Origin of the sequence: Nocardia sp. MH4, assembly GCF_019266065.1 — a bacterium.
Taxonomy (GTDB): Bacteria; Actinomycetota; Actinomycetes; order Mycobacteriales; family Mycobacteriaceae; genus Nocardia; species Nocardia canadensis.
The window spans coordinates 56,857-80,089 of sequence record NZ_LPNR01000095.1 but is presented as its reverse complement, the minus strand read 5'-3'; the positions used below and the strand labels follow the sequence as shown (position 1 = coordinate 80,089).

The window sequence follows — 23,233 nt, the reverse complement described above, 5'->3', positions numbered from 1 at the left end:
AGCACGATGGGCAGGACGCCGTGCCCGGCAGCGACGAGCGTGCGGGGTCCCCGGCCGGCCCGCCGCCGGCCGGCCCGCGGCCGCCCGCCCGCACCGGTGGGTCGAACAACAGCCGGGCCATCCTGCTGCTCGCGGCCGCCGTGGCCGCGTTCACGGTGATGCTGATCGTGCTGGTCGTCACGCGCGAGCGGGGCACGGACCCCACGCAGCAGGCGCTGGATCCGGTCACCGTCACCACGGTGGTCGATGGCAAGGTCAGCACCGTGGTGATCGTGCCGGAGCAGGAGACGGTCACCGTCTCCGCGCCGCCGAGCTCCACGCCGACCGGGCCGACGACCCCGGGCGCGAGCTCGTCGGCGCCCGCGACGAGCACCTCGGGCAAGCCGACCGCCACCCCCAGCCCGACCAGCACCACGATCACCACCACCCCGTTCGGCCCGCCCAGCCCGGACCGCATCAGCCAGTTCATCGCCGGGTACTACGGCATGCTGCCCGGCAATATCGGCGGTGCCTGGGCGCAGCTGGCGCCCGGCTATCAGGCCCAGACCGGTGGCTACGGGCAGTACTCCTCGTTCTGGTCGACGGTGCGGTCGGTGACTGTCGGCTCGATCACCCCGAGCGGGGAGAACCGGGCGGTCGTCTCGCTCACCTACCAGCTCACCAACGGCACGGTGACCTCGGAGAACCGCTGGATCCAGGTCAGCGGGACCGGCGCGAACCTGCAGATCGCCGGGTCCGGGGTCTGACACCCACCGGCTACCCTGAACGCGGCCCGGCGTCCGCCGGGCCGACCCGGCGTGGAAGAGAACGAGGCGAGTAACAGGTGAGGGCGCGACCGGCCGCGGTGCTGTGGGACATGGACGGCACGCTGCTCGACTCGGAGAAGCTGTGGGACATCGCGGTACGCGAACTGGCCCGCGAACACGGCAGTGAGCTCACCGACGAGATTCGCCACGCGCTGATCGGCGCCTCCGGGCCGAACGCGCTGCGCATGCTGTTCGAGGGGATCGGGGTCGAGGCGACGCCGCGGGTGATCACCGAGGCGGGGGATTTCCTCGAACGCCGGGTCACCGAGCTGATGCTGGGTCCGATCCCGTGGCGACCCGGGGCCAAGGACGCGCTCGCCATGGTGCGCGCGGCGGGTCTGCGCTGCGCGCTGGTCACCAACACCAAGCGCTCGCTCACCGAATACGGGCTCGACACGCTGGGCCGCGACTTCTTCGACATCTCGGTCTGCGGTGACGAAGTGCCGCACGGCAAACCCGATCCGGCCATCTACCGCAAGGCCGCCGACCTGCTCGAACTCCACCCGGCCGACTGTGTGGCGATCGAGGATTCGCCCACCGGCGCACTCGCGGCACAGGGCGCCGGCTGCGGCCTGATCGTGATTCCGTGCGAAATCGCGGTTCCCGAGGCGCCGGGGCGGGTATTCCGGGAGTCACTGGTGGGTTTGTCGGCCAACGATCTGGGGGCCGCGCTCGTGGTGCGCGACGAACATTTCGGCAGCGCAGCGAGATAGGGCGAATAGCCTACCGTGATAATTCCGCTATCGACAGGGAATATACGAAAACTGTTGCCGCACAGTTGATTTCATGACGCTGTGATCTGCCCGGGATAGGCCGGATTTGCCGAAACCCTGGGCGTGTCGGCGAAAGTTCCCGCAAACTGAACTCATGACAGGGACGCGGGGGCTTGACGAAATCGTCGACATCGCACGGTATCCGCTCACCGATCTCGGTGGCCCGGGCCGGCGCGCCGCGGTCGAGGCCGCCCGCGCGGAACTGGCCGAGGACGGCTGCACGGTTCTGCGCGAATTCATCCGCCCGGAGCTGTGGGAGACGCTGCGGGTCGAGGGGGAGCAGATCGCCCCGCACGCCCATTACCAGGTGGAGCGGGTCAACGCCTACAACATCCCGCTCGACGCCGATCTGCCCGCCGACCACCCGGCCCGGATCGTGCTCGATCGCGGCAACGCCTTCGTCGCCCGCGACCGCATCCCCGTCGACGCGCTGATCCAGCGCCTCTACACCGACCCCGTCTTCCAGCGGTTCGTGGCCGACTGTTTCGAACTCGACGAACTGCACGAATTCGCCGACCCGCTGGCCGGTCTGTGCCTGAACGTGGTCGAGCCGGGCATGTCGCACCCGTGGCATTTCGACACCAACGAGTTCACCGTCAGCATGCTGACGCGGCGCCCCGACGCCGGCGGTGTCTTCGAATACTGCCCCAACATCCGCGACCCGCACGCCGAGCACCTCGACGACGTGCGTGCCGTGCTCACCGGCGAGGGTGAGCGGTTCATCCGCGCCCTGGAACTGCGTCCCGGCGACCTGCAGCTGTTCAAGGGCCGCTTCTCGCTGCACCGGGTCACCGAGGTGGCCGGTGCGGGACAACGACATTCGGCGATCTTCGCCTACACGGACCGGCCCGGGGTGATCGGCACTGTCGAACGCACCAGGCAGTTGTTCGGCCGTGTCCTGCCCGACCATGTGGCCGCCGCGGCCGACGCCGTCCGAGGTGACCGACTGCTCGACTGAGAGGAACCGCCCATGTCCGTTCCGTTGCACACCACCGGCAAAGCATCCTTCGACGACATCTACGAAAGTCCCGATCCGCGTGCCTACTTCGCGCGGATGAACGAGCTGGACTACCGGATCCCGGAGCTGGCCAAGCCGCATTTCCAGGAGCAGTTGCGCCAGTTGCGGGCGGCACGTCCGGACCGGATCCCCACGGTGCTCGACCTGGGCTGCTCCTACGGGGTGAACGCGGCGCTGCTGCGGACCGGTACCACGGTCGAGGAACTGGCCGGGCACTATCGCGACCACGCCGAGACCGACAAGGTCGGGCTGATCGCGGCGGATCGGGAGCGGTTACGCGCCGACCTGATGCCCGACGTACGCTTCGTCGGGATGGACGCCGCACGCCCGGCGCTGACCTACGCCCATGCCGCCGGATTCCTGCACGACTACGTGCACGCCGACCTCGAGGCCACCGAGCCGACCGAGGCCCAGCGTCGTGTGCTCGCCTCCGCCGATCTGGTGATCTCCACCGGGTGCGTCGGCTACATCACCGAGAAAACCCTCTCCAGGGTCGCCCAGGCGGATCCCCGCAAGCGACCGTGGATGGCGCATTTCGTGTTGCGGATGTTCGATTTCGGCCCGATCGCCGCCGAACTCGCCGCGCTCGGCTATCGCAGCGAGCAGCGTCCCGGTATGTTCCAGCAGCGGCGCTTCGCTTCGGCCCAGGAACGTGCACAGGTGCTGGAAGCGTTGGCGGCCAAGGGAATCGACACCACCGACCACGAAGCCGAAGGCTGGCTCTACGCCAACCTGTTCGTGTCCCGCCCGCATCCCATCGAGACCTGAGGATCTGGATTGAACCAACCGACGTTCGCCGCCGAAGACAGCCTGCCCCGGGTTCCGCTGCCGACACTGGACGACAGCTGCGCACGGTTCCTGCAGTGGTGTCAGCCGTTGCTCGGCGCCGAGGAACTCGCCGCCACAGAGGCCGCAGTAGCCGAGCTGCTGCGGCCCGGTGGGGCAGGCCGGACCCTGCACGCCGCGCTCGCCGAGTACGACGCCACTCCGGGGGTCGGCAGCTGGCTCGACGAGTTCTGGCCCTCGCGGTACCTGGGCCGCCGCGACCGGATCGCGTTGAACGCCAACTTCGTCTTCCTGTTCCGCGACGACACCCCGCTGGCCGCCTCCACCGTGGCGGGCCAGGCCGAGCGGGCCGCCGCGATCATCGGCGCCGCCGTGGACTACAAGCTGGCGCTGGACGCCGAGCGGATCCCGCCGGTCACCCAGCGCGGGCAGCAGCTGTCGATGTGGCAGAACAAGTACCTGTTCTCCGAGACCCGCATCCCGGGCGAGGTGCAGGACACCGTGCGCAAGCCCTACAGCCCGGAATGGCCGGGTCCCTCGGACGCGCGCCACATCGTGGTCTTCTACCGGGGCAACATCTTCCGGATGGACGTGATCGGCCCCGACGGCGTGCCGTACGCGTTCTCCGATGTCGTCGACGGGCTGCGCGCGGTCATCAAGGGCGGCACCAAGCCCGCGGCCACCGATACCTCGGTCGGACACCTGACCACCAAGGCGCGGGCGGAGTGGGCGCGCAGCCGGGCCACCCTGCGCGCCGAGGCGGCCAACGTCGCGGCCTTCGACGAGATCGAGACGGCGCTGTTCGCGGTCTGCCTGGAGGACTTCGCCCCGCGCGACGAACTGCACGCCTGCGATCAGCTGCTGCACGGTGACAGCGCCAACCGGTACTTCGACAAGTCGGTGTCGTTCATCGTCTTCGCCGACGGCCAGGCCGGCATCAACATCGAGCACTGCGGCCTCGACGGCACCACCGTGCTCTCGTTCGTGGACGCGCTGCTCGATCGGACCGCCCAGGACCACGCCGCCACCAGCGGTGCCAGGGCCCAGGGGCTGCCGCAGGTCGAGCCGGTCGAATTCGTCCTCGACTCGGCCGCCCGCGCCGACATCGCCGCGGCGGGCGCGGACTTCGCCCGCTTCGCCGCCGACACCGCGACCGCCCTGGTCTCCTTCGACGACTTCGGCACCGGCGCGGCCAAGAAGCTCGGCATCTCGCCCGACGCGTTCGCCCAGCTGGCCTACCAGCTCGCCCACCGGCGCAGCAAGGGCCTGACCGGCGCCACCTACGAGTCCATCGCGACCAGGCAGTTCCGCAACGGTCGCACCGAGGCCATGCGCGTGGTGACCCCGGAGATGGTGGCCTTCGTCGACGCGATGGTCGACGACACCGTCGCCCGCGAGGACAAGCTGGCCGCGGCCCGCACGGCGGCCGCCGCGCACGTCGGCCGGGCCAAGGAGTGCCAGGCGGGTCAGGCGCCCGAGCAGCACCTGTGGGAACTGCAGTGGATCCAGCGCCGCCGCGGCGCGGAACTGGGCGTCGCCGACGAGCAGATCGCGCTGTTCGACAGCCCCGGCTGGACGATCATGCGCGACGACTACCTGAGCACCAGCTCGGCGCCGTCGGTGCACATCCGCTACTTCGGTTTCGGCTCCACCAGCCCCACCTGCATCGGTATCGCCTACGTGCTGTTGCCGGATCGCTGGAACATCTACCTGGCCACCCCCAAGTCGGTGGCCGACCAGATGTACGCCTTCGCCGACCACCTGCGCACCGCGGTCGCCGACCTGCGCGTGCTGCTGGCTGGGTAGTCGACAGCGCGGGCGCCGCGGGTTCGCGGTGTTCGTTGGAGCGCTGGCGCGCTCGAGTTCGCGGCCCCTTGTGTCCCGCCGGTCAGGCACCGTTGCTTGCTCCTTCGTCGCCTACGCAACGGCGCCTGACCGGCGGGACGGCCGCGAACCGGCCACTGCGTGGCCGCTGCTCCTCGGGGTCGCGGGTACGGGGCTGGGGATGCGGGCACGGGCGCTTCCCACGCGCGTGGGTGCAGTGTGGGAAATGTGGTGGCGGGCGTGTGAAACAATCTTTCCTCGTGAAGAACTTCGAATCCCTGTTCGCCGAGCTGACCGAGCGTGCCCAGACCCGTCCCGAGGGGTCGGGCACCGTGGCCGCGCTGGACGCGGGCGTTCATTTCCAGGGTAAGAAGGTGCTCGAGGAAGCCGGTGAGATCTGGCTGGCCGCCGAGCACGAGAGCGACGAAGCCCTCGCCGAGGAGATCTCCCAGCTGCTGTACTGGGTCCAGGTGATGATGGTGGGTCGCGGGCTGAAGCTCGAGGACGTGTACCGACATCTGTGACGGCTGATCCGTCCCGGTCGACACCTCCGTTCGTCTTCTCCCGAAAGGTCCCCCCATGTTGCGCGTCGCAGTTCCCAACAAGGGCTCGCTGTCGGAATCCGCCGTCTCGATCCTGAGCGAGGCCGGTTACCGCAAACGCACCGATTCCCGCGAGCTGACCGTCCTCGATCCCGCCAACCAGGTCGAATTCTTCTTCCTGCGGCCCAAGGACATCGCCATCTACGTCGGCTCCGGTGAGCTCGACCTCGGCATCACCGGCCGCGATCTGGCCCTGGATTCCGGTTCACCGGTCAGCGAGCGGCTCTCGCTCGGGTTCGGCCGCTCCTCCTTCCGCTATGCCGCCCCGGCCGGCGAGGACTGGAAGGTCGAGGATCTGGCGGGCAAGCGCATCGCCACCTCCTACCCGAACCTGGTCCGTGCCGACCTCGCGCGCTTCGGCATCGAGGCCGAGGTCATCCGCCTCGACGGCGCGGTCGAGATCTCGATCCAGCTCGGCGTGGCCGACGCGATCGCCGATGTCGTCGGCTCCGGCCGGACCCTGCGTCAGCACAACCTGGTCGCCTTCGGCGACTCGCTGTGCGATTCCGAAGGCGTGCTGATCGAGCGCACCGGCTCCGACCAGGGCGACCGGGCGCGTAACCAGCTCATCGCGCGCATCCAGGGTGTCGTGTTCGCCCAGCAGTACCTTATGCTGGACTACGACTGCCCCAAGTCGCTGCTCGACGAGGCCGTCGCCATCACGCCGGGCCTGGAGTCGCCGACGGTCTCCCCGCTCACCGACCCCGACTGGGTCGCGGTGCGCGCCCTGGTCCCGCGCAAGCAGGGCAACGACCTGATGGACCGCCTCGCCGACCTCGGCGCCAAGGCCATCCTCGCCACCGACATCCGCTCCTGCCGCGCGTTCTGACTCGTTCTGGAAGAAGGCCGCCGCCTGGCGGAAGGCGAGGAACGCCGCCCGCACCGGTGGGCGACGAACGGCCCGACGAGCGCGATCAGCGCGTCGGGCCGTTCGCGTGATGCCGCGCGAAATCGGTTCACGGTGAGCGCAATCGGTGTGTGCCGGGCCAGCGCGTTGCTACCTTGCGGTTTCTCGATGAGGAACCCTAGGAGTCACCGTGTCCCAGACACAGCCCGAGCCGCGGCCGGGTAGCGCATTCACGTGGAACGAGGACTGGCTGGCCACGGTCGTCGGTCTCGCGCTGATCGCCCTCGTCCTGGTCGGGGCGATTCCGGACTGGCTGGTGCCGTGATGAGCGAGTCCGAGACCACGACGGAAACCGCTGCGCTGCAAGCTAATCTGCGGCCGACCGCCACCGATGTCGTCGCCGGGATCCTGCTCGTGCTCGCCCTCGGCGCGCTGACCCGGTTCTTCGACACCCAGGTGCCGCGGTGGGCGGCGGAGACGCCGTTCCGGCGGATCGCCAAGTCGGTCGAATACCCCGTGTACGCGATCGCGATCGGCCTGATCGGCAATGTCGTGCTGAGCAGACTGGGTCTGCGGGAGCGACTCTCGGCCGGGTTCCGGACCGAGTTCTTCATCAAGACCGGGGTGGTGCTGCTCGGCGCGTCGATCAATCTGAAGATCCTGGTGACGGCGGCCGGGCCGTCGATCATCCAGGCGCTGGCGCTGATCACCATCGTCTTCGGTTTCACCTGGTGGTTCGGCGGCAAGCTGGGACTCGACGACAAGCTGCGGGCGCTGCTGTCCTCGGCGGTATCGATCTGCGGGGTGAGCGCGGCGATCGCGGCCGCGGGCGCGGTGCAGGCGCGGCGCGAGCAGATCGCCTACGCGGCCTCGCTGGTGATCATCTTCGCGCTGCCCTCGATCTTCCTGCTGCCCTGGCTGGCCGACACGTTCGGCCTGTCCGACGCGGTGGCGGGCGCCTGGATCGGCGGCAACATCGACACCACCGCGGCGGTGGCCGCGGCGGGCGTGCTCGCCGGCGAAGACGCGCTCGAGATCGCCACGATCGTCAAGACCACGCAGAACGCGCTGATCGGGCTCGTGGCCATCGCGCTGACCGCCTGGTTCGCCTTCCGGGTGGACCGCACGCCGGGCGCGGCCAGACCCAGCCTCGGCGAATTCTGGTCCCGATTCCCGAAGTTCGTGCTCGGCTTCCTCGCCGCCTCGATCATCGGCACCCTGTACCTGCAGTCGGTCGACAAGAAGACCGGGGCGGCGCACATCGCGATCATCAACGACCTGCGCACCTGGTTCCTGATCCTGGCCTTCGTCTCGATCGGCCTGGAGTTCTCGTTGCGCGGGCTGCGGGAGGCGGGCTGGCGGCCGATCGCGGTCTTCGGGTCGGCGGTCGTGGTGAATCTGGCTGTCGGCCTCGGGCTTTCGGTGCTGCTGTTCCGCGACTTCACCGTGTGAGGGTGCGCGGCCGTCGCCGCAGGGCGGCGGCCGCGCACCGGGGGCTCAGACGTCTTCGGCGGGCCGTGCTTCCGGCAGCCCCAGCTCCACCGGCGCCTGTTGTGGCCAGCCCGGATACGGCGGCGGGGTGCCACCGAACTCCGGGCACAGGTGCTGGAAATCGCAGAACCGGCACATCGTGTTGCGGTTGGGCGGGAAATCACCCGTGCGCCCCGCCTCCAGGATCGCCTGCCACAGCGCCGTCAGGATCCGTTCGAAGCGTTCCAGCTCGTCGCGGTCGGGGGAGTAGGTGAGCAGCACCTTGTCGGCCAGGTAGATCAGCCGCAGCTGGGCGGGCACGATACCGCGGGTGCGCAGGATCATCAGCGCGTAGAACTTGAGCTGGAACAGCGCACGCGCCTCGTGCGTCGGGCCGGGGGCGCGGCCGGTCTTGTAGTCGACCACCCGCAGCAGGCCGTTCGCGGCGACATCGATGCGGTCGACGAACCCGCGCAACGGGATGTCGCCGGCCAGCTCGACCTCCACCCGCTCCTCGCGCGCGTGTGCCTCGAACCGGGTCGGATCCTCGAGCTCGTAGTAGCTCTCGACGAGCCCGCGCACCTCGTCGAACAGTGCCTCGGGACCGCCCTCGGCGACCAGCTCGTCGATCCCGGCCCGATCGGCGCGCACCCGATCCCACGCCGCGGGCACCAACTCCGCCGCCCTGGCCGGGTGCCGCTCGGCGGCGGGCAGCCCGAACAGATCCTCGAGCACGGCGTGGACCACCGTGCCCCGCACCGCGGCTCGCGTCGGCGGCTCCGGCACCCGATCGATCGCCCGCAACCGGTACTTGAGCGGACACTGCTTGAAATCGCTTGCCCGCGAAGGTGACAGCGCCGGTCGCGACCGCGGGGCCGGACCGTCGGCGGTGTCGTCGGCAAGGGACGCGGACACGGGCACTGACATGGTTCGCAGAGTATCGGCACCCACCGACACGCGTGCCGCACCTCACCTCCGCCTCACCCCGTTCCGGCGACGGCACCCCGACCTGGCAGGCTGAGAGGTCCACGCGAAGAACGGAGATACATGACGGCCAGACGGACCGGTCCATTCGCCATCGGGGACCGGGTGCAGCTGACCGATGCCAAGGGGCGCCTCTACACGGTGGTGCTGGAGGAAGGGAAGGAATTCCACACCCACCGCGGCGGCATCAAGCACGACGACCTCATCGGCACCGACGAGGGCACCGTCGTGAAGTCCACCAACGGCACCCCCTACCTGGCGTTGCGCCCCCTGCTCGTCGACTACGTGCTGTCGATGCCGCGGGGCGCGGCCGTCATCTACCCGAAGGACGCGGCGCAGATCGTCCACGAGGGCGATGTGTTCCCCGGTGCCCGAGTGCTGGAGGCGGGCGCCGGTTCCGGCGCGCTGACCTGTTCGCTGCTGCGCGCGGTCGGCCCCGAGGGCGAGGTGATCTCCTACGAGATCCGCGACGACCACGCCGAGCACGCCATCCGCAATGTCGAGACGTTCTTCGGCGAGCGCCCGGCCAACTGGTCGCTGACCGTCGCCGATGTCGCCCAGTACGAGGGCGAGCAGGTCGACCGGGTCGTCCTGGACATGCTCGCCCCCTGGGACGCGCTGCCCGCGGTGTCCAAGGCGCTGGTCCCCGGCGGTGTGCTGATCGTCTACGTGGCGACGGTGACCCAGCTGTCGAAGGTCGTCGAAGCGCTGCGCGAGCAGGAGTGCTGGACCGAACCCCGCTCGTGGGAGTCGATGGTGCGCGGCTGGCACGTCGTCGGCCTGGCCGTGCGGCCCGAACACCGCATGCAGGGCCACACCGCCTTCCTGGTGAGCGCGCGTCGCCTCGCCGAGGGCACGGTCACCCCCAAGCCGCAGCGTCGGCCGTCGAAGGGCTGATACCCGGACCCGTGGCGGCTCGCGCGGCGCGCCACTAAGGTGCGATGCGGGAGCCGCTCGCGGTCGAGCGGCGTGGATCGCGACCCGGCGGGTCGCGCTCGGAGGGGGCAGCATGCCGGAAACCGAATCGTCCGCGACGAAGGGTCCGTCCGCCGGGATGCTGTATCCCGGCGACTCCCCGCGCCTGTATCGCGCGGTGTTCAACGTCTTCCCGCCATACCTGTTCGGCGGGGTTCGGGTGAAACACATCGCCGCCGATTGGACCTCGGTCAGCGTCGCCTACCGGGTGCGTCCGTGGAACCGCAACAGCCCGAACCGGGCCGCGTTCGGCGGCACCCTGTACTCGATGACCGACCCGTTCTTCGCGATCATGGCCTACGGCCAGCTCGGGCGCGGCTACCGGATCTGGAACATCACCGGTTCCATCGAATTCCTCCGGCCGGGGCGGGGCACCGTCACCGCCACGATGGGCCTGTCGCGCGAGCAGGTCGCCGGCATCCGCGCGGCGACCGCGGCGGGTGCGAAGTCGATCACCGAACACAGTGCCGAGATCGTCGACGCGAGCGGCGCCCTGGTCGCTCGCGCGGCCCAGCAACTCTACGTCCGGCGGCTGCCGGAGTGACCGTGGGGAACCGGCCGTCGCGGGTTCCCTGTGCCGTGCACAGCGTGCGAACGGCCCGGGCTGGACCCCGCGGGGCCGGCCGGGGCCGCAGCGGGCGTCAGGCGGGCGTGCAGGGGGCCTGCGCGAAGCCCAGCAGGAGGCAGCCGCTGGCGTCGGAGAGCTTCCAGGTGCCGTCGACCTGCTCCCAGGTGACCGGGAAGGCCGGCGCCGTGCCGTGCGGCGAGGTGATGGTGACATCGGCGGTCGCGGTGTTGCCGCTGGTCACGACGTTGTCGACGGCGAAGGTGAGGGTGTAGCCGGCGAGCATGCCGTTCATCTGGTCGATGTTGGACTTGCGCGCGTCACCGTTGACGATGAGCTCGGCCTTCTCGTCGGTGGACAGCGCCGGGTCCGAGAACTTGATCAGCGTCGCCTTCAGGGAATCGGCGGTGGGGGCGGCGGCGTTGTCACCGGACGGAGTTGCCGAAATGCTGGACGGAGCGGCCGCGATACTGGTACTGCTGCTGGTGGCCTTCGTCGAGGAATCGTCGGAGCCGCCGCAACCGGTCAGTCCGACGGTAACGGCGAGCGCCGCAGCGGCGGTAGCGACGGTGACACGGATCGTGCGGGTAGGAAGGAGCATGCTCGGCAACCTTTCGGCTCGATGGGCGAGTGCTCTCGCCTGCTGCCCCGGATCGGGGTGTTAGGGGAGCCTAACACGCGTAATTCGGCGGCCGATGTCGTACCTGCCGTACAAGATGTGATCACGACGAAACCATGTCGGAAAGCGAGAACGGACCGCGCCCGGTAGCGTTGAAAGACCGGGACTGGGAGGAGCAGCATCATGAGCCCCAACGAGAATTCGGATTCGGCGGCCTGGCGAGAGCTCGAGGCGGTACGCGCCGAGGCGGCTGCTCTTCGCAGACAACTCGCCGACTCGCCGGATCGCGCACGCGAATTGGAAGCACGGATCGATTCGCTGACCATCCGCAACGGCAAGTTGATGGACACGCTCAAGGAAGCGCGCCAGCAGCTGATCGCCCTGCGTGAGGAAGTCGATCGCCTGGGTCAGCCGCCCAGCGGCTACGGCATCGTCATCCACACCTACGAGGATCAGACGGTCGACGTCTTCACCTCCGGTCGCAAGATGCGCCTCACCTGCTCGCCCAACATCGACGTCGCGACGCTCGAGTACGGCCAGACCGTGCGCCTCAACGAAGCGCTCACGGTCGTGGAGGCCGGGAACTTCGACGCCATCGGCGAAATCGGCACGCTGCGCGAGATTCTCGACGACGGCAGGCGGGCCCTGGTGGTTGGTCACGCCGACGAGGAGCGCGTGGTCTGGCTGTCCGGGCCGCTGTCCAAGATCGCCGAGTACGACGACATCGACGACCCCGACTCCCCGATTCGCAAACTGCGGCCCGGTGATTCGCTGCTGGTCGACACCAAGGCGGGCTTCGCCTTCGAGCGGGTGCCCAAGGCCGAGGTCGAAGACCTTGTGCTGGAAGAGGTTCCCGACGTCGACTACACCGACATCGGCGGCCTCGGCAGGCAGATCGAGCAGATCCGGGACGCGGTGGAACTGCCGTTCCTGCACAAGGATCTGTTCCGGGAGTACGCGCTGCGTCCGCCCAAGGGCGTGCTGCTCTACGGTCCGCCCGGCTGCGGTAAGACGCTGATCGCCAAGGCCGTCGCCAACTCGCTGGCCAAGAAGATCGCCGAAGCCCGTGGTGAGGACGCCAAGGAGGCCAAGTCCTTCTTCCTCAACATCAAGGGCCCCGAGCTGCTCAACAAGTTCGTCGGTGAGACCGAGCGCCACATCCGGATCATCTTCCAGCGGGCCCGCGAGAAGGCCTCCGAGGGCACCCCGGTGATCGTGTTCTTCGACGAGATGGACTCGATCTTCCGCACCCGTGGTTCGGGTGTCTCCTCCGATGTGGAGACCACCGTGGTGCCGCAGCTGCTCTCGGAGATCGACGGTGTCGAGGGTCTCGAGAACGTCATCGTGATCGGCGCGTCCAACCGCGAGGACATGATCGACCCCGCGATCCTGCGGCCCGGCCGCCTGGACGTCAAGATCAAGATCGAGCGGCCGGATGCGGAATCGGCGCAGGACATCTTCTCCAAGTACCTCACCGAGACGCTGCCGCTGCACGAGAGCGATCTGCGCGAGTTCGACGGCGACAAGGCCGCCTGCGTGGACGCGATGATCGAGAAGGTCGTCGAGCGGATGTACGCCGAGAGCGACGACAACCGGTTCCTGGAGGTCACCTACGCCAACGGTGACAAGGAGGTTCTGTACTTCAAGGACTTCAACTCCGGCGCGATGATCCAGAACATCGTCGACCGGGCGAAGAAGTACGCGATCAAGTCCGTGCTCGACACCGGGAATCCGGGTCTGCGGATACAGCACCTCTTCGACTCGATCGTCGACGAGTTCGCCGAGAACGAGGACCTGCCCAACACGACCAACCCGGACGACTGGGCTCGGATCTCGGGCAAGAAGGGCGAGCGGATCGTCTACATCCGCACGCTGGTCACCGGCAAGAACGCCTCGGCGAGCCGGGCGATCGACACCGAGTCCAATACGGGTCAGTACCTGTAAGCCCTACGACGGAAGGCCGCGTTCCCCCGGGGACGCGGCCTTCTCGCGTACCGGGAAAGTGTGAGTTTTTTCCCGAAAACGCCACGCGACACAGAGTGGATAGGGCACGCTTCACATGTTCGTCGCACCTGATGAGGACCCGTAAACGAGGAGTGTTGTCATGGCCGGTTCCGCCGCTGATCTGCTGACCGAGATCATCCTGCAGACCATTCAGAACCTGTTCAGCTCGATCAGCGCCGGCTGATCACCAGCCGTCCGACGAGGGCCGCGTCTCCCACTCCCGGAGACGCGGCCCTCGGTCGTTGATCAGGCCTGTGCGGTGGTCACCGCGTTGAACACCACATCGGCCACCGGCGTGCCGTCGGCCCCGCCACCGGCGACACCGGCGTTCGCGATGGTGGTGAGCGCGTCCATGCCCGCGGTGACCCGGCCGAACGGGGTGTAGTTCGGCGGCAGCTGGGTGTCGCGGTAGACCAGGAAGAACTGGCTGCCGTTGGTGCCGGGGCCCGCGTTGGCCATCGCCACGGTGCCCGCGGGGTAGACCGCGCCGGCCAGGTTCTCGTCGCCGAACTTGTAGCCCGGGCCGCCCATACCGGTCGCGGTGGGGTCGCCGCACTGCAGGACGTAGATGCCCTGGGTGGTGAGCCGGTGACAGCGGGTGTGGTCGAAGTAGCCCTCGTTCGCCAGGAACGCGAAGGAGTTCACCGTGCGCGGCGCGGCGGCGGCATCGAGTTCGATCGACACGACGCCGCAGGTGGTGTCGAGCGTCGCGGTGTAGGACGCGGCGGGGTCGATGGTGAGGGCGGGCTCGGCGGTCCACTGCTTGCCGTTCGGCACCCCGGCGACGGCCGGGGCGCAGCCCGGGACGACCGCCTGGTGGGCGGGGACGGACTGGGCGGCGGGGGCGATCGCCACCAGCGCCGTGGCGGCGGCGGCGAGGCCGAGCGCGGCCCGCCGGGTGGTGCCGACGATGGAACGGTCCTGCGAATGACTGCTCACCTGAACGGTGTCTCCTCGGAATGGGTGCTGCCGGACGATGTACCGCGCATCCTGCCAGCCGCGGCCGCCGGACGGGGAGGGACCGGCCGAACTCGGTGGCCGGGCTAGCGTGCTCGCAATCGCCACAGCGAGGTGGTCTCCGCGGTGCGGGCCGCGGCCAGCGGATCGTCGCGATCGCTCGCCCGCGGATGCCGCGGCCGGGTGGTCGAGCGGGCCAGCACCTGTAGTCCGGCGTCGTCGAGCAGGCGGGGGAGGTGGCGGGCCGAGCGCAGACCGAGCAGCTCGGCCAGGTCGGACAGCACCAGCCAGCCTTCACCGCGCGGCGTCAGATGCGCGCGCAGACCGTACGCGAAGTCGGTGAGCATCGACTGATCCTGGTCGTAGACACCCTGTTCCAGATCGGAGGTCGGGGTGCCGGGTAGCCAGGGCGGATTGCAGACGACGAGATCGGCGCGGCCCTGCGGATACAGCGTGGGACCGGTGACGGTGATCCGGTCGGCGTAGCCGAGCCGGGTGAGATTGTCGGTCGCGCAGCGCACCGCGCGCGGGTTGATGTCGGTGGCGACGATCCGGGAGACGCCGCGCTGGGCGAGCAGCGCGGCGAGCACGCCGGTGCCGGTGCCCAGATCGAAGGCGGTGCGCACCTCGGGATTCAGCGGCGCGTCCGCGACCAGGTCGACGTATTCGCCCCGGGTGGGGGAGAAGACCCCGTAGCCGGGATGGATGCGCGCGCCGAGCGCGGGCACCTCGACTCCCTGCTGGTGCCAGCGATAGGCGCTGAGCACCCCGAGCAGTTCCGAAAAGGTGACGACCCGGCCCGCGGTGGCGGGCCCGTAGGCGGCGGTGCAGGCCGCCCGCACATCGGGGGCGCGGCGCAGGTCGAGGTCGTTGGTGTCGTCGAGCTGGACCAGGACGGCGCCGAGAATGCCCGCGCGGCGGCGCTTCCTGGCCCGCTCGTGGTCGTAGCGCGCGGTCAGGTCACCGGTCGGCGCCACGGTGCGCGCACGGTCGGCGCGACGGGCCAGCGCCTGCAGGAGCTGACGGCCGTTGTGGTAATCGCCCTGCCAGAGCAGGGATTCGCCGGCTTGGATCCGCCGGAACGCCTGATCGGCGGGCAGGCGATCGCCGGCGGTCGCCACGGCGGTCGGCGCGGGTGCGCCGTTCTCGGAATGCCACGGCGCGGTGTGCTGGATGCGGTCTTCGGTCCAAACGATGGTGGACACGGGAGTCTCCCGGTGGTCGATGGTGCTGGTGACACGACGAGCACTTCGACGCCGGGGTGCGAGCGGGTGAAACGGACAGCCTCGATCGCTACCGCGCCGAAATGCGCGGGTCTGCGTCGCCGAGGACCATGCCGAGCGTCACCACTGCTGCCTTTCGAGGGGGAGGAAAGCTCCATTCTGCCGTATCGGCACCGCGCGTGCCCGGCCGGGTCGTGCCCGGACAGGGTGGTCACCGCCGTCGGTGGGTGCGCTCGCGACCGCTCAGGGGCGGCGGATGCGGCGGTAAGTGGGTGTCGCGGTGGTGGCGGTGGCGAGCTCGGCGGCCAGCCAGGGGAGGTCGGTGTCGGGGGTCAGAGCGCCCAGTGTGAGGCGGAGGTGGTCGGCGGGCGGGTGGGGGCCCACCTCGAAGGGGCCACCCGGGGCGGCCTTGATGCCGGCCGCGGCGAGGCTGATCATGGCGGCGTTCTCGTCGTGGACGGGGAGCCAGAGATTGATGCCGTCGCCCGGGGACACGGTGACGCCGTGGGCGGCCAAGGCGCGGCGCAGGGCGGTGGCGCGGCGGCGGTACTCCAGGCGGGCGCGGGCGACGGTGGCGCGGGCGTCCGCGTCGCACAGCATCGTGAGCAGAACGCGCTGGAGCAGCCGGCTGGACCAGCCGGGGCCGAGCATGCGGCGCTCGACCACCGGGTCGAGCAGGGCCGCGGGGCCGCCGGCGACGGCCAGACGCAGGTCGGCGCCGTGGGATTTGGAGTACGAGCGGATGTAGACGCCGCGGTCGGGGAAACGGGCGGCGAGTGAGCGCAGTGGGCTGGTCGCGATGCCCGCGGAATGGTCGTCCTCGATGATCAGGGCCGGGTGTGGCGCCAGCAGCGCGGCGAGCGCGCGGATCCGAGCAGTGTCGAGGGAGGCGCCGGTGGGGTTGTGCGCGCGGGGCTGCAGGATCACCGCGCGGGGTGCGGGGCCGGTCAAGGCGCGCGCGAATTCCTCGGGGCGGAACCCGGATTCGTCGAGGCGCACGGGGATCGGCCGGGCACCCAGCCGGGCCAGCAGGTCCAGGAACGGCGGGAAACAGGGGTCCTCGACGATGACCGGATCGCCGAATCGGACATGCGCGGCGAGCAGCCGGTCGACGGCGTCGAGTGCGCCGTCGAGCACGGCCAGCCGCTCGCACGGCCACGGCCAGTCGGCCCGCAGCGTCGCCGCAAGCGCGGGCAGGACCGCTTCGCCGAGATAATGCGCGGACAGATCGCCCGGCGCGGTGTCGCGGGACAGGGCGTGCAGGGCGGCGGCCAGATCGGGCAGCAGTGCCGGATCGGGGGTGCCCCGGGACAGGTCGACACGAAAAGCGTTGTCGGAGGGCGAATGCAGCCGCTGATAGCGCCCGGCGGGCGGGGCGGGCAGCTCCCCGACGAAGGTGCCCGCCCGGCCCCGGGCGACGATCGCGCCGGTGGCCGCCAGCGCCCGCCACGCCTGATTGACGGTGGCGGGGGAGACTCGCAGTTCGCGCGCGACCTCGCGCACGGTCGGCAGCCGGGTGCCGGGAGCGAGTGCGCCGGAACGGATCCGGCGGCCGACGGCGGCCGCGATCCCGGCGGCGCTGCGCTCGTCGAGGTCCCCGGCGAAGTCCGCGGGCAGCACGGTCGGCGAGGCGTCGGTCATGGCCCCATTCTGCGGCCGTAACAGACCCTATCCCCGGTACACCGCCATGTTTTACGACAACGAAACTGTTTCCGCGCAGTTGTAACACAATGCGATCGTCGGAGGGGGCAATATAACAAAGCATGGGAATCGTCAGAGCGGCCCTGGTCCAGACCACCTGGACCGGCGACAAAGAATCCATGATCAAAGCCCACGAGGACTACGCCCGGGAGGCGGCGGCGCAGGGCGCGCAGGTGATCTGCTTCCAGGAGTTGTTCTACGGACCGTATTTCTGCCAGCAGCAGGACCCGAAGTTCTACGACTACGCCGAATCGGTGCCGGGGCCCACGACCGAGCGGTTCGCCGCCCTGGCTGCCGAACTGAACCTGGTGATGGTGCTGCCGGTGTACGAGCAGGAACAACCGGGCGTGCTCTACAACACCGCGGCGGTGATCGACGCCGACGGCAGCTACCTGGGCAAATACCGCAAACACCACATACCGCAAGTGCACGGCTTCTGGGAGAAGTTCTACTTCCGGCCGGGCAATCTGGGTTGGCCGGTATTCGACACCGCGGTCGGCAAGGTGGGGGTCTACATCTGTTACGACCGCCATTTCCCGGAGGGGTGGCGTGCCCTCGGACTGGCGGGCGCGGAAATCGTGTTCAACCCGTCGGCGACCTCGCGCGGACTGTCGAGTTATCTGTGGAAGCTCGAACAGCCGGCTTCCGCGGTGGCCAACGAGTATTACATCGGCGCGATCAACCGGGTCGGTATCGAAGCCGAATACGGCGACGACGATTTCTACGGCACGAGCTATTTCGTCGACCCCGAGGGGAAATTCGTCGGCGAGGTCGCCTCCGATACCGCACCGGAATTGGTCGTCCGTGACCTGGACATGGACTTGATCAAGGTGGTGCGCGATCGGTGGGCCTTCTATCGAGACCGCCGACCCGACGCCTACGGCGCGCTGGTGGAGCCGTGATGCGCACCTTCATCCACGGCGGAACGGTGGTGAGCGCTACCGGGTCCCAGCCCCTCGACGTGCTGATCGAGGACGAGACGATCGTCGCTGTCCTGCACCCGGGTTCGACCGTGTTCGGGGCCGACCTGGCCGCGTCGGCCGAGACCGTCATCGACGCGACCGGCAAGTACGTGATCCCCGGCGGCGTCGACGGCCACACCCATATGCAGCTGCCGTTCGGCGGCACCGAGGCCAGCGACACCTTCGAGACCGGGACCAGGGCCGCGGCCTGGGGCGGCACCACCACGATCGTCGATTTCGCGGTGCAGAAGCCGGGGCAGCGGGTGCAGGACACCCTGGCCGAGTGGCACGAGAAGGCGGCGGGCAACTGCGCGATCGACTACGGGTTCCATCAGATCGTCGGTGATGTCAACGACGAATCCCTCGAGGGGATGAGCGAACTCGTCGCCGAAGGAGTCACCAGCTTCAAATTGTTCATGGCCTATCCGGGTGTCTTCTACTCCACCGACGGGCAGATCCTGCGGGCCATGCAGACCGCGGGCGACCTCGGCGCGCTGCTGATGATGCACGCCGAGAACGGCATCGCCATCGACGTGCTGGTGGAGCAGGCGCTGGCCCGCGGCGACACCGCCCCCTACTTCCACGGCACCAGCAGGCCGTGGCAGATGGAGGAGGAGGCGACCCACCGCGCGATCATGCTGGCGCAGCTGACCGGCGCGCCGCTGTACGTGGTGCACGTCTCGGCCAAGCAAGCGATGGAACAGATCGTCACCGCACGCGACGCGGGGCACAACGTCTTCGCCGAAACGTGTCCGCAGTACCTGTACCTCTCGCTCGAAGAACAGCTGGGTGCACCGGGTTTCGAGGGCGCGAAATGGGTGTGCTCGACCCCGCTGCGGTCGCGGGCGGAAGGGCATCAGGACGAGTTGTGGCGCTATCTGCGCACCGGCGACGTCACCGCGGTCAGCACCGATCACTGTCCGTTCTGCATGAAGGACCAGAAGGAGCTCGGGCTCGGCGATTTCAGCAAGATCCCCAACGGCATCGGCGGCGTCGAGCATCGGATGGATCTGCTGTTCCAGGGTGTCAAGGACGGGCGCCTGTCGCTGGAGCGCTGGGTGGAGGTCTGCTGCACCGCGCCGGCCCGGATGTTCGGGATGTATCCGCGCAAGGGTGTCATCAGCCCGGGCGCCGACGCCGACGTGGTGATCTACGACCCGAACGGGCACACCAGCATCGGCCTCGGCAAGACCCACCACATGAACATGGACCACTCCGCCTGGGAGGGCTTCGAGATCGACGGGCACGTCGACACCGTCCTGTCGCGTGGCCGGGTGATCGTCGACGACGGCGCCTATCACGGCCGCGCCGGGCACGGACGTTTCGTGCGGCGCGGGCTGTCGCAGAACCTCCTGTAAGAACCCCTATCGGAAACGGAGAGTGCCATGGACATCGGTGTCGTCCTGCAGTGCACCCCACCCGCGTCGCGGGTGGTCGAGTTGGCCAGACTGGCCGAGACACACGGGTTCTCGCATGTGTGGACGTTCGACTCGCACCTGCTGTGGCAGGAGCCGTACGTGATCTACAGCCAGATCCTCGCGGCCACCCGCAAGGTGATGGTGGGTCCGATGGTCACCAATCCGGCCACCCGGGACCAGACGGTGACCGCGTCGACCTTCGCCACGCTCAACGAGATGTTCGGCAACCGCACCATCTGCGGCATCGGCCGCGGCGACTCGGCGGTGCGCGCGATCGGCGGCAGGCCGACCTCCCTGGCGGCGCTGCGCGAATCGGTGGAGGTGATCCGGGAGCTCGGCAACGGGCGCAGCGCCCGGATCGGCGACACCGAGGTGCGGTTCCCGTGGGCGGCCGAATCCCGGCTCGACGTGTGGGTGGCCGGGTACGGGCCCAAGGCGCTCGAGCTCACCGGCCAGGTCGCCGACGGGTTCATTCTGCAACTGGCCGACCCCGACATCGTCGCGTGGACCGTCGCCAAGGTGCGTCGTGCCGCCGAGGCCGCCGGCCGCGACCCGCGTTCGGTGCAGATCTGTGTCGCCGCGCCCGCCTACGTCACCGACGGGTCCGCCGCCGCGCTGGCGCACGCCAGGGAGCAGTGCCGCTGGTTCGGCGGAATGGTCGGCAATCATGTGGCCGCCCTCGTCGCGAAATACGGTGCGGACGGCGACATCCCGGCCTCGCTCACCGACTATGTCGCGGGCAGGCACGGCTACGACTACAACGAGCACGGGCGAGCGGGCAATCCGCACGCCGACTTCGTCCCCGACGAGGTCGTCGACCGGTTCTGTCTGCTCGGCCCGCCGGACGAACAGCTCGCCCGCCTCTGGGAACTGGGCAAGCTCGGCGTCGACCAGTTCGCCGTGTACCTGCAACACGATGCGAAGACGGCCACTCTCGAGGCCTACGGCGAGCAGGTGCTGCCTCGCCTGCACCGGCCCGTCACGGCGACCAAGGACGTCGGATGAACGCGGTCGGCATCGCCCTGATCCGGGGCGCGTCTTCGGCCGGGATCGTGGCGGTGGCGCTGTCCTCGGCGCTGACGGCGCAGCGGTACGCGCGCAAGCGGGTGCCGGTGCGGGTGCGGGAGCACCGCGAATGACGATGAGCGCGAACATGATCGATGCCACGGCGGTGCTGCCCGCGGCAGGCCGGGCCACCACGGTGCGGCGCGCGCGGGTGGCGCGCGTCGCGTACGCGGTCGCCGCGTTCGCTTCGGTCGTCGTGATCTGGGAGCTGGTGAAGCTGCTCGTGCCCGCCGACGGCGTCGGCATCGGTGGTGTTCGGGTGCTGCCGCGCACCGGTGACGGCGCCCTGCCGCATGTGTGGGCGGTGGTGACCGTGCTCGGCGAGACGGACGGCACCGGCACCGTCGGCACGACGCTGGTGCGCACCGCCGGCTTCACCCTGATACTGGCCCTGCTCGCGCTGCTGCTGGGCACGGTGGTCGGGATCGGGCTCGCGGTGGCGATGCAGCGGTTCGGCTGGCTCGAACGCGGCATCCTGCCCTATATCGTGCTCTCGCAGACCGTTCCGCTGATCGCGCTGGCCCCGTTGGTGGCCGCGTGGGGCGGCAGGCTCGCCATCGGCGGCCAACCGTGGCGGCCGTGGATGAGCATCGTGGTGATCGCCGCCTATCTGGCGTTCTTCCCCGTCGCGATCGGCATGCTGCGCGGCCTGCACGCGCCGTCGGCGGCTTCGGTGGAACTGCTGCGCAGTTGCTCGGCCGGGTGGTGGGCGACCCTGACGCGCTTGCGTTTTCCCGCCGCGGTGCCGTCGCTGATGCCGGCCTTGCGATTGGCCGCCGCCGCGTCCGTGATCGGCGCGGTGGTCGCCGAGATCTCCACCGGCACCACGGGTGGGATCGGCCGCCAGATCATCGTGTTCTCCCAGCAGGCCACCGGCGACGCCGCCCGGCTCTACGCGGCGGTGATCGCCGCGGCCCTGCTCGGGGTGGTGCTGACCGGGCTGGTCGGACTCGTCGAGCTGGCCGTGCGCCGCTACAACCATCCGCCGGGCACCGGCGACACCTCCTCGTAGACCTCGCTTTCCAGGAAGAAGTACCCATGACCACCTCAGCCGGCGCCCCGGCGCCACCGGCGGTCGAGCTCACCCACCTCGGCAAGACCTTCGCCGCCGGTGCCGTGACCGCGCTCACCGATGTCTCGCTCACCGTCGCTCCGGGCGAATTCGTCTCGCTCATCGGCCCTTCCGGCTGCGGCAAGTCCACCTTGTTGCGGATCATCGCCGATCTGGAGACACCGAGCGACGGCACCGTCACCGTGCACGGCAAGTCCGCCCGGCAGGCCAGGATCGACCAGGACTACGGCATCGCCTTCCAGCAGGCGGGGCTGCTCGACTGGCGCACCGTCGCCGCCAACGTCGAACTGCCGCTGGAACTGCACCGGGTGCCCAAGGCGCAGCGCCGGGCCCGCAGTGCCGAACTGCTGGCGATGGCGGGGCTCACCGAGTTCGCCGATCGCTATCCGGCCGAACTGTCCGGGGGCATGCAGCAGCGGGTCGCGATCGCGCGGGCGCTGGCGCGCACCCCGGCGCTGCTGCTGATGGACGAGCCCTTCGGCGCGCTCGACGAGATGACCAGGGAACGGATGCAGGGCGAACTGCTGCGGATCGCGGGCGAGACCGGGGCCGCGGTGGTGTTCGTGACGCACTCGATTCCCGAAGCGGTGTACCTGTCGGATCGGGTGGTGGTGCTGTCGGCGCGACCCGGCCGGATCAGCGACATCGTGCCCACCGGCGGGTGGGGGCGCGACACCGGCGCCGATGTGCGGTCCTCGGCGGAGTTCTTCGCCGCCGTGGCCGCCGTGCGCGCGGCGCTGCGCGGGGAGCCCGCGGAGCATGCCGTGGCCGGACGGGACCTGCCATGAGGACCTGGCTGCCGCCGATCGTGGTGGGTGTCGTCGTGCTGGTGCTGTGGCAGGTGCTCACCGTGGTGGCGGGGGTGCCGTCGTTCCTGCTGCCCGCACCGAGCGCGATCGCCGAACAGTTCGTCGCCAACGCGGGCCGGATCCTGGACGCCGCGCTGGCGACCGGGGCCAACGCGCTGGTCGGGTTCGTGCTCGGGACCGTGCTCGGCATCGCCGCCGCCGTCCTCGCGGTGCGGTTCCGGATCGTCGACGGTCTGCTCACCCCGCTGGCCGCCGCCGCGGCCGCCGTGCCCATCGTGGCGCTCGCGCCGCTGCTGAACACGATGTACTCGACCACGACGGAGACACCGCGTCGCCTCGTCGTCACCATCGTCGTGTTCTTCCCGGTATTCGTCAGCACCGCGCGCGGGCTGCGCGAGGTGCCGAAGGTGCAGGCCGACCTGATGAGCTCCTACGCCGCGACCGGCTGGCAGCTCACCCGCGCCGTGCGGCTGCCCGCCGCGCTGCCGCACCTGTTCACCGGCCTGCGGATCGCCGCGCCCGGCGCGGTCATCGCGGCCGTCGTCGCCGAGTACTTCGGCGGCCTGCAGAACGGGCTGGGGAGCCGGATCACCTCCGCCGCCGCCAATACCGCCTACCCCAGGGCCTGGGCGTACGTCGTGGGCGCGATGGCGGTCGGGCTGGTGTTCCTGCTCGCCGTTCTGCTGCTCGAACAGCTCACCCGCCGGCCCAGAACACCCCTGCTGTCCACCATCCGATGAGGGAGATCCATCC

General features: G+C 69.7%; 23 protein-coding genes and 1 pseudogene. 19 read left to right on the top strand and 5 right to left on the bottom strand.

All coding sequences use genetic code 11. The features are described from left to right. The 9 genes and pseudogenes from ATM97_RS13485 to ATM97_RS13450 form a co-directional block, all read left to right on the top strand. Positions 1-746, top strand: a pseudogene (locus ATM97_RS13485) (serine/threonine protein kinase); the annotation flags it as partial. A gap of 77 nt (positions 747-823) precedes the next feature. Beyond that, on the top strand, positions 824-1,519 hold the full coding sequence (locus ATM97_RS13480) for an HAD family phosphatase (RefSeq protein ID WP_308248469.1): 696 nt from the start codon (positions 824-826) through the stop codon (positions 1,517-1,519). 154 nt (positions 1,520-1,673) lie between these two features. Continuing rightward, positions 1,674-2,537 carry an arpA protein gene (locus tag ATM97_RS13475; RefSeq protein ID WP_218718346.1) on the top strand — a complete coding sequence of 288 codons (864 nt, stop codon included), beginning with the start codon at positions 1,674-1,676 and terminating at the stop codon, positions 2,535-2,537. 12 nt (positions 2,538-2,549) lie between these two features. Next, complete coding sequence (locus ATM97_RS13470) at positions 2,550-3,365, top strand: class I SAM-dependent methyltransferase (RefSeq protein WP_218718345.1); 816 nt, start codon at positions 2,550-2,552, stop codon at positions 3,363-3,365. A 9-nt stretch (positions 3,366-3,374) separates the two neighbouring features. Next, a complete protein-coding gene (locus ATM97_RS13465; protein WP_218718344.1) occupies positions 3,375-5,189 on the top strand; it encodes a choline/carnitine O-acyltransferase in 1,815 nt (604 codons plus the stop codon). Positions 5,190-5,467: 278 nt separating this feature from the next. Further along, positions 5,468-5,731, top strand: coding sequence for a phosphoribosyl-ATP diphosphatase (locus tag ATM97_RS13460; RefSeq protein WP_110041330.1), 264 nt, complete (start codon positions 5,468-5,470; stop codon positions 5,729-5,731). A 55-nt stretch (positions 5,732-5,786) separates the two neighbouring features. Next, a complete protein-coding gene (gene hisG, locus ATM97_RS13455) occupies positions 5,787-6,638 on the top strand; it encodes an ATP phosphoribosyltransferase (RefSeq protein WP_218718343.1) in 852 nt (283 codons plus the stop codon). Positions 6,639-6,846: 208 nt separating this feature from the next. Then, positions 6,847-6,981, top strand: a complete 135-nt coding sequence (locus ATM97_RS34365) for a hypothetical protein (protein ID WP_255587688.1) — start codon at positions 6,847-6,849, stop codon at positions 6,979-6,981. Next, the gene (locus ATM97_RS13450; protein WP_218718342.1) at positions 6,981-8,108 is read left to right on the top strand and encodes a YeiH family protein; all 1,128 of its coding nucleotides are present in this window, start codon (positions 6,981-6,983) and stop codon (positions 8,106-8,108) included. Before ATM97_RS34365 ends, ATM97_RS13450 begins: the two co-directional genes overlap by 1 nt. 45 nt (positions 8,109-8,153) lie before the next feature. Here the strand turns inward: ATM97_RS13450 and ATM97_RS13445 are convergent, their stop codons facing one another. After that, the gene (locus tag ATM97_RS13445; protein WP_218718341.1) at positions 8,154-9,053 is read right to left on the bottom strand and encodes a RecB family exonuclease; all 900 of its coding nucleotides are present in this window, start codon (positions 9,051-9,053) and stop codon (positions 8,154-8,156) included. A gap of 120 nt (positions 9,054-9,173) precedes the next feature. On the opposite strand from ATM97_RS13445, the gene ATM97_RS13440 reads away from it, so the two are divergent. Then, positions 9,174-10,007: a tRNA (adenine-N1)-methyltransferase gene (locus ATM97_RS13440; RefSeq protein WP_218718340.1), complete on the top strand. Its 834-nt coding sequence runs from the start codon at positions 9,174-9,176 to the stop codon at positions 10,005-10,007. 112 nt (positions 10,008-10,119) lie between these two features. Next, entirely contained in the window at positions 10,120-10,629 is a 510-nt protein-coding gene (locus ATM97_RS13435; protein ID WP_218718339.1) for a DUF4442 domain-containing protein, read from the top strand. A 97-nt stretch (positions 10,630-10,726) separates the two neighbouring features. On the opposite strand, the gene ATM97_RS13430 is transcribed toward ATM97_RS13435, so the two are convergent. After that, positions 10,727-11,251 (bottom strand): hypothetical protein, encoded by a 525-nt coding sequence (locus ATM97_RS13430; protein WP_218718338.1) that lies wholly within the window; start codon positions 11,249-11,251, stop codon positions 10,727-10,729. Between the two features lie 201 nt (positions 11,252-11,452). Here ATM97_RS13430 and arc point away from each other — a divergent pair, with 201 nt between their 5' ends. Beyond that, entirely contained in the window at positions 11,453-13,213 is a 1,761-nt protein-coding gene (gene arc, locus ATM97_RS13425) for a proteasome ATPase (RefSeq protein WP_218718337.1), read from the top strand. A 306-nt stretch (positions 13,214-13,519) separates the two neighbouring features. Here the strand turns inward: arc and ATM97_RS13420 are convergent, their stop codons facing one another. The 3 genes from ATM97_RS13420 to ATM97_RS13410 all read right to left on the bottom strand — a co-directional run bounded on the left by ATM97_RS13420 (position 13,520) and on the right by ATM97_RS13410 (position 17,094). Further along, positions 13,520-14,212: a peptidylprolyl isomerase gene (locus ATM97_RS13420; protein WP_218718336.1), complete on the bottom strand. Its 693-nt coding sequence runs from the start codon at positions 14,210-14,212 to the stop codon at positions 13,520-13,522. A gap of 104 nt (positions 14,213-14,316) precedes the next feature. Then, positions 14,317-15,435, bottom strand: a complete 1,119-nt coding sequence (locus tag ATM97_RS13415) for a class I SAM-dependent methyltransferase (protein ID WP_218718335.1) — start codon at positions 15,433-15,435, stop codon at positions 14,317-14,319. A gap of 261 nt (positions 15,436-15,696) precedes the next feature. Beyond that, entirely contained in the window at positions 15,697-17,094 is a 1,398-nt protein-coding gene (locus ATM97_RS13410) for an aminotransferase class I/II-fold pyridoxal phosphate-dependent enzyme (RefSeq protein WP_218718334.1), read from the bottom strand. A gap of 122 nt (positions 17,095-17,216) precedes the next feature. Here ATM97_RS13410 and ATM97_RS13405 point away from each other — a divergent pair, with 122 nt between their 5' ends. The 7 genes from ATM97_RS13405 to ATM97_RS13375 are packed head-to-tail and all read left to right on the top strand — an operon-like array spanning position 17,217 to position 23,220. Next, entirely contained in the window at positions 17,217-18,056 is an 840-nt protein-coding gene (locus ATM97_RS13405; protein WP_218718333.1) for a nitrilase-related carbon-nitrogen hydrolase, read from the top strand. Continuing rightward, positions 18,056-19,474: a dihydropyrimidinase gene (gene hydA, locus ATM97_RS13400; protein ID WP_255587686.1), complete on the top strand. Its 1,419-nt coding sequence runs from the start codon at positions 18,056-18,058 to the stop codon at positions 19,472-19,474. Before ATM97_RS13405 ends, hydA begins: the two co-directional genes overlap by 1 nt. A gap of 27 nt (positions 19,475-19,501) precedes the next feature. Continuing rightward, a complete protein-coding gene (locus ATM97_RS13395; RefSeq protein ID WP_218718331.1) occupies positions 19,502-20,539 on the top strand; it encodes a TIGR03842 family LLM class F420-dependent oxidoreductase in 1,038 nt (345 codons plus the stop codon). Next, positions 20,536-20,673 carry a hypothetical protein gene (locus ATM97_RS13390; RefSeq protein ID WP_218718330.1) on the top strand — a complete coding sequence of 46 codons (138 nt, stop codon included), beginning with the start codon at positions 20,536-20,538 and terminating at the stop codon, positions 20,671-20,673. The genes ATM97_RS13395 and ATM97_RS13390 overlap by 4 nt, the downstream gene beginning before the upstream one ends. After that, the gene (locus tag ATM97_RS13385) at positions 20,670-21,611 is read left to right on the top strand and encodes an ABC transporter permease (RefSeq protein WP_255587685.1); all 942 of its coding nucleotides are present in this window, start codon (positions 20,670-20,672) and stop codon (positions 21,609-21,611) included. The genes ATM97_RS13390 and ATM97_RS13385 overlap by 4 nt, the downstream gene beginning before the upstream one ends. A gap of 26 nt (positions 21,612-21,637) precedes the next feature. Then, positions 21,638-22,459: an ABC transporter ATP-binding protein gene (locus tag ATM97_RS13380; RefSeq protein WP_218718329.1), complete on the top strand. Its 822-nt coding sequence runs from the start codon at positions 21,638-21,640 to the stop codon at positions 22,457-22,459. Next, complete coding sequence (locus ATM97_RS13375; RefSeq protein WP_218718328.1) at positions 22,456-23,220, top strand: ABC transporter permease; 765 nt, start codon at positions 22,456-22,458, stop codon at positions 23,218-23,220. Before ATM97_RS13380 ends, ATM97_RS13375 begins: the two co-directional genes overlap by 4 nt. Positions 23,221-23,233: the final 13 nt, after the last annotated feature.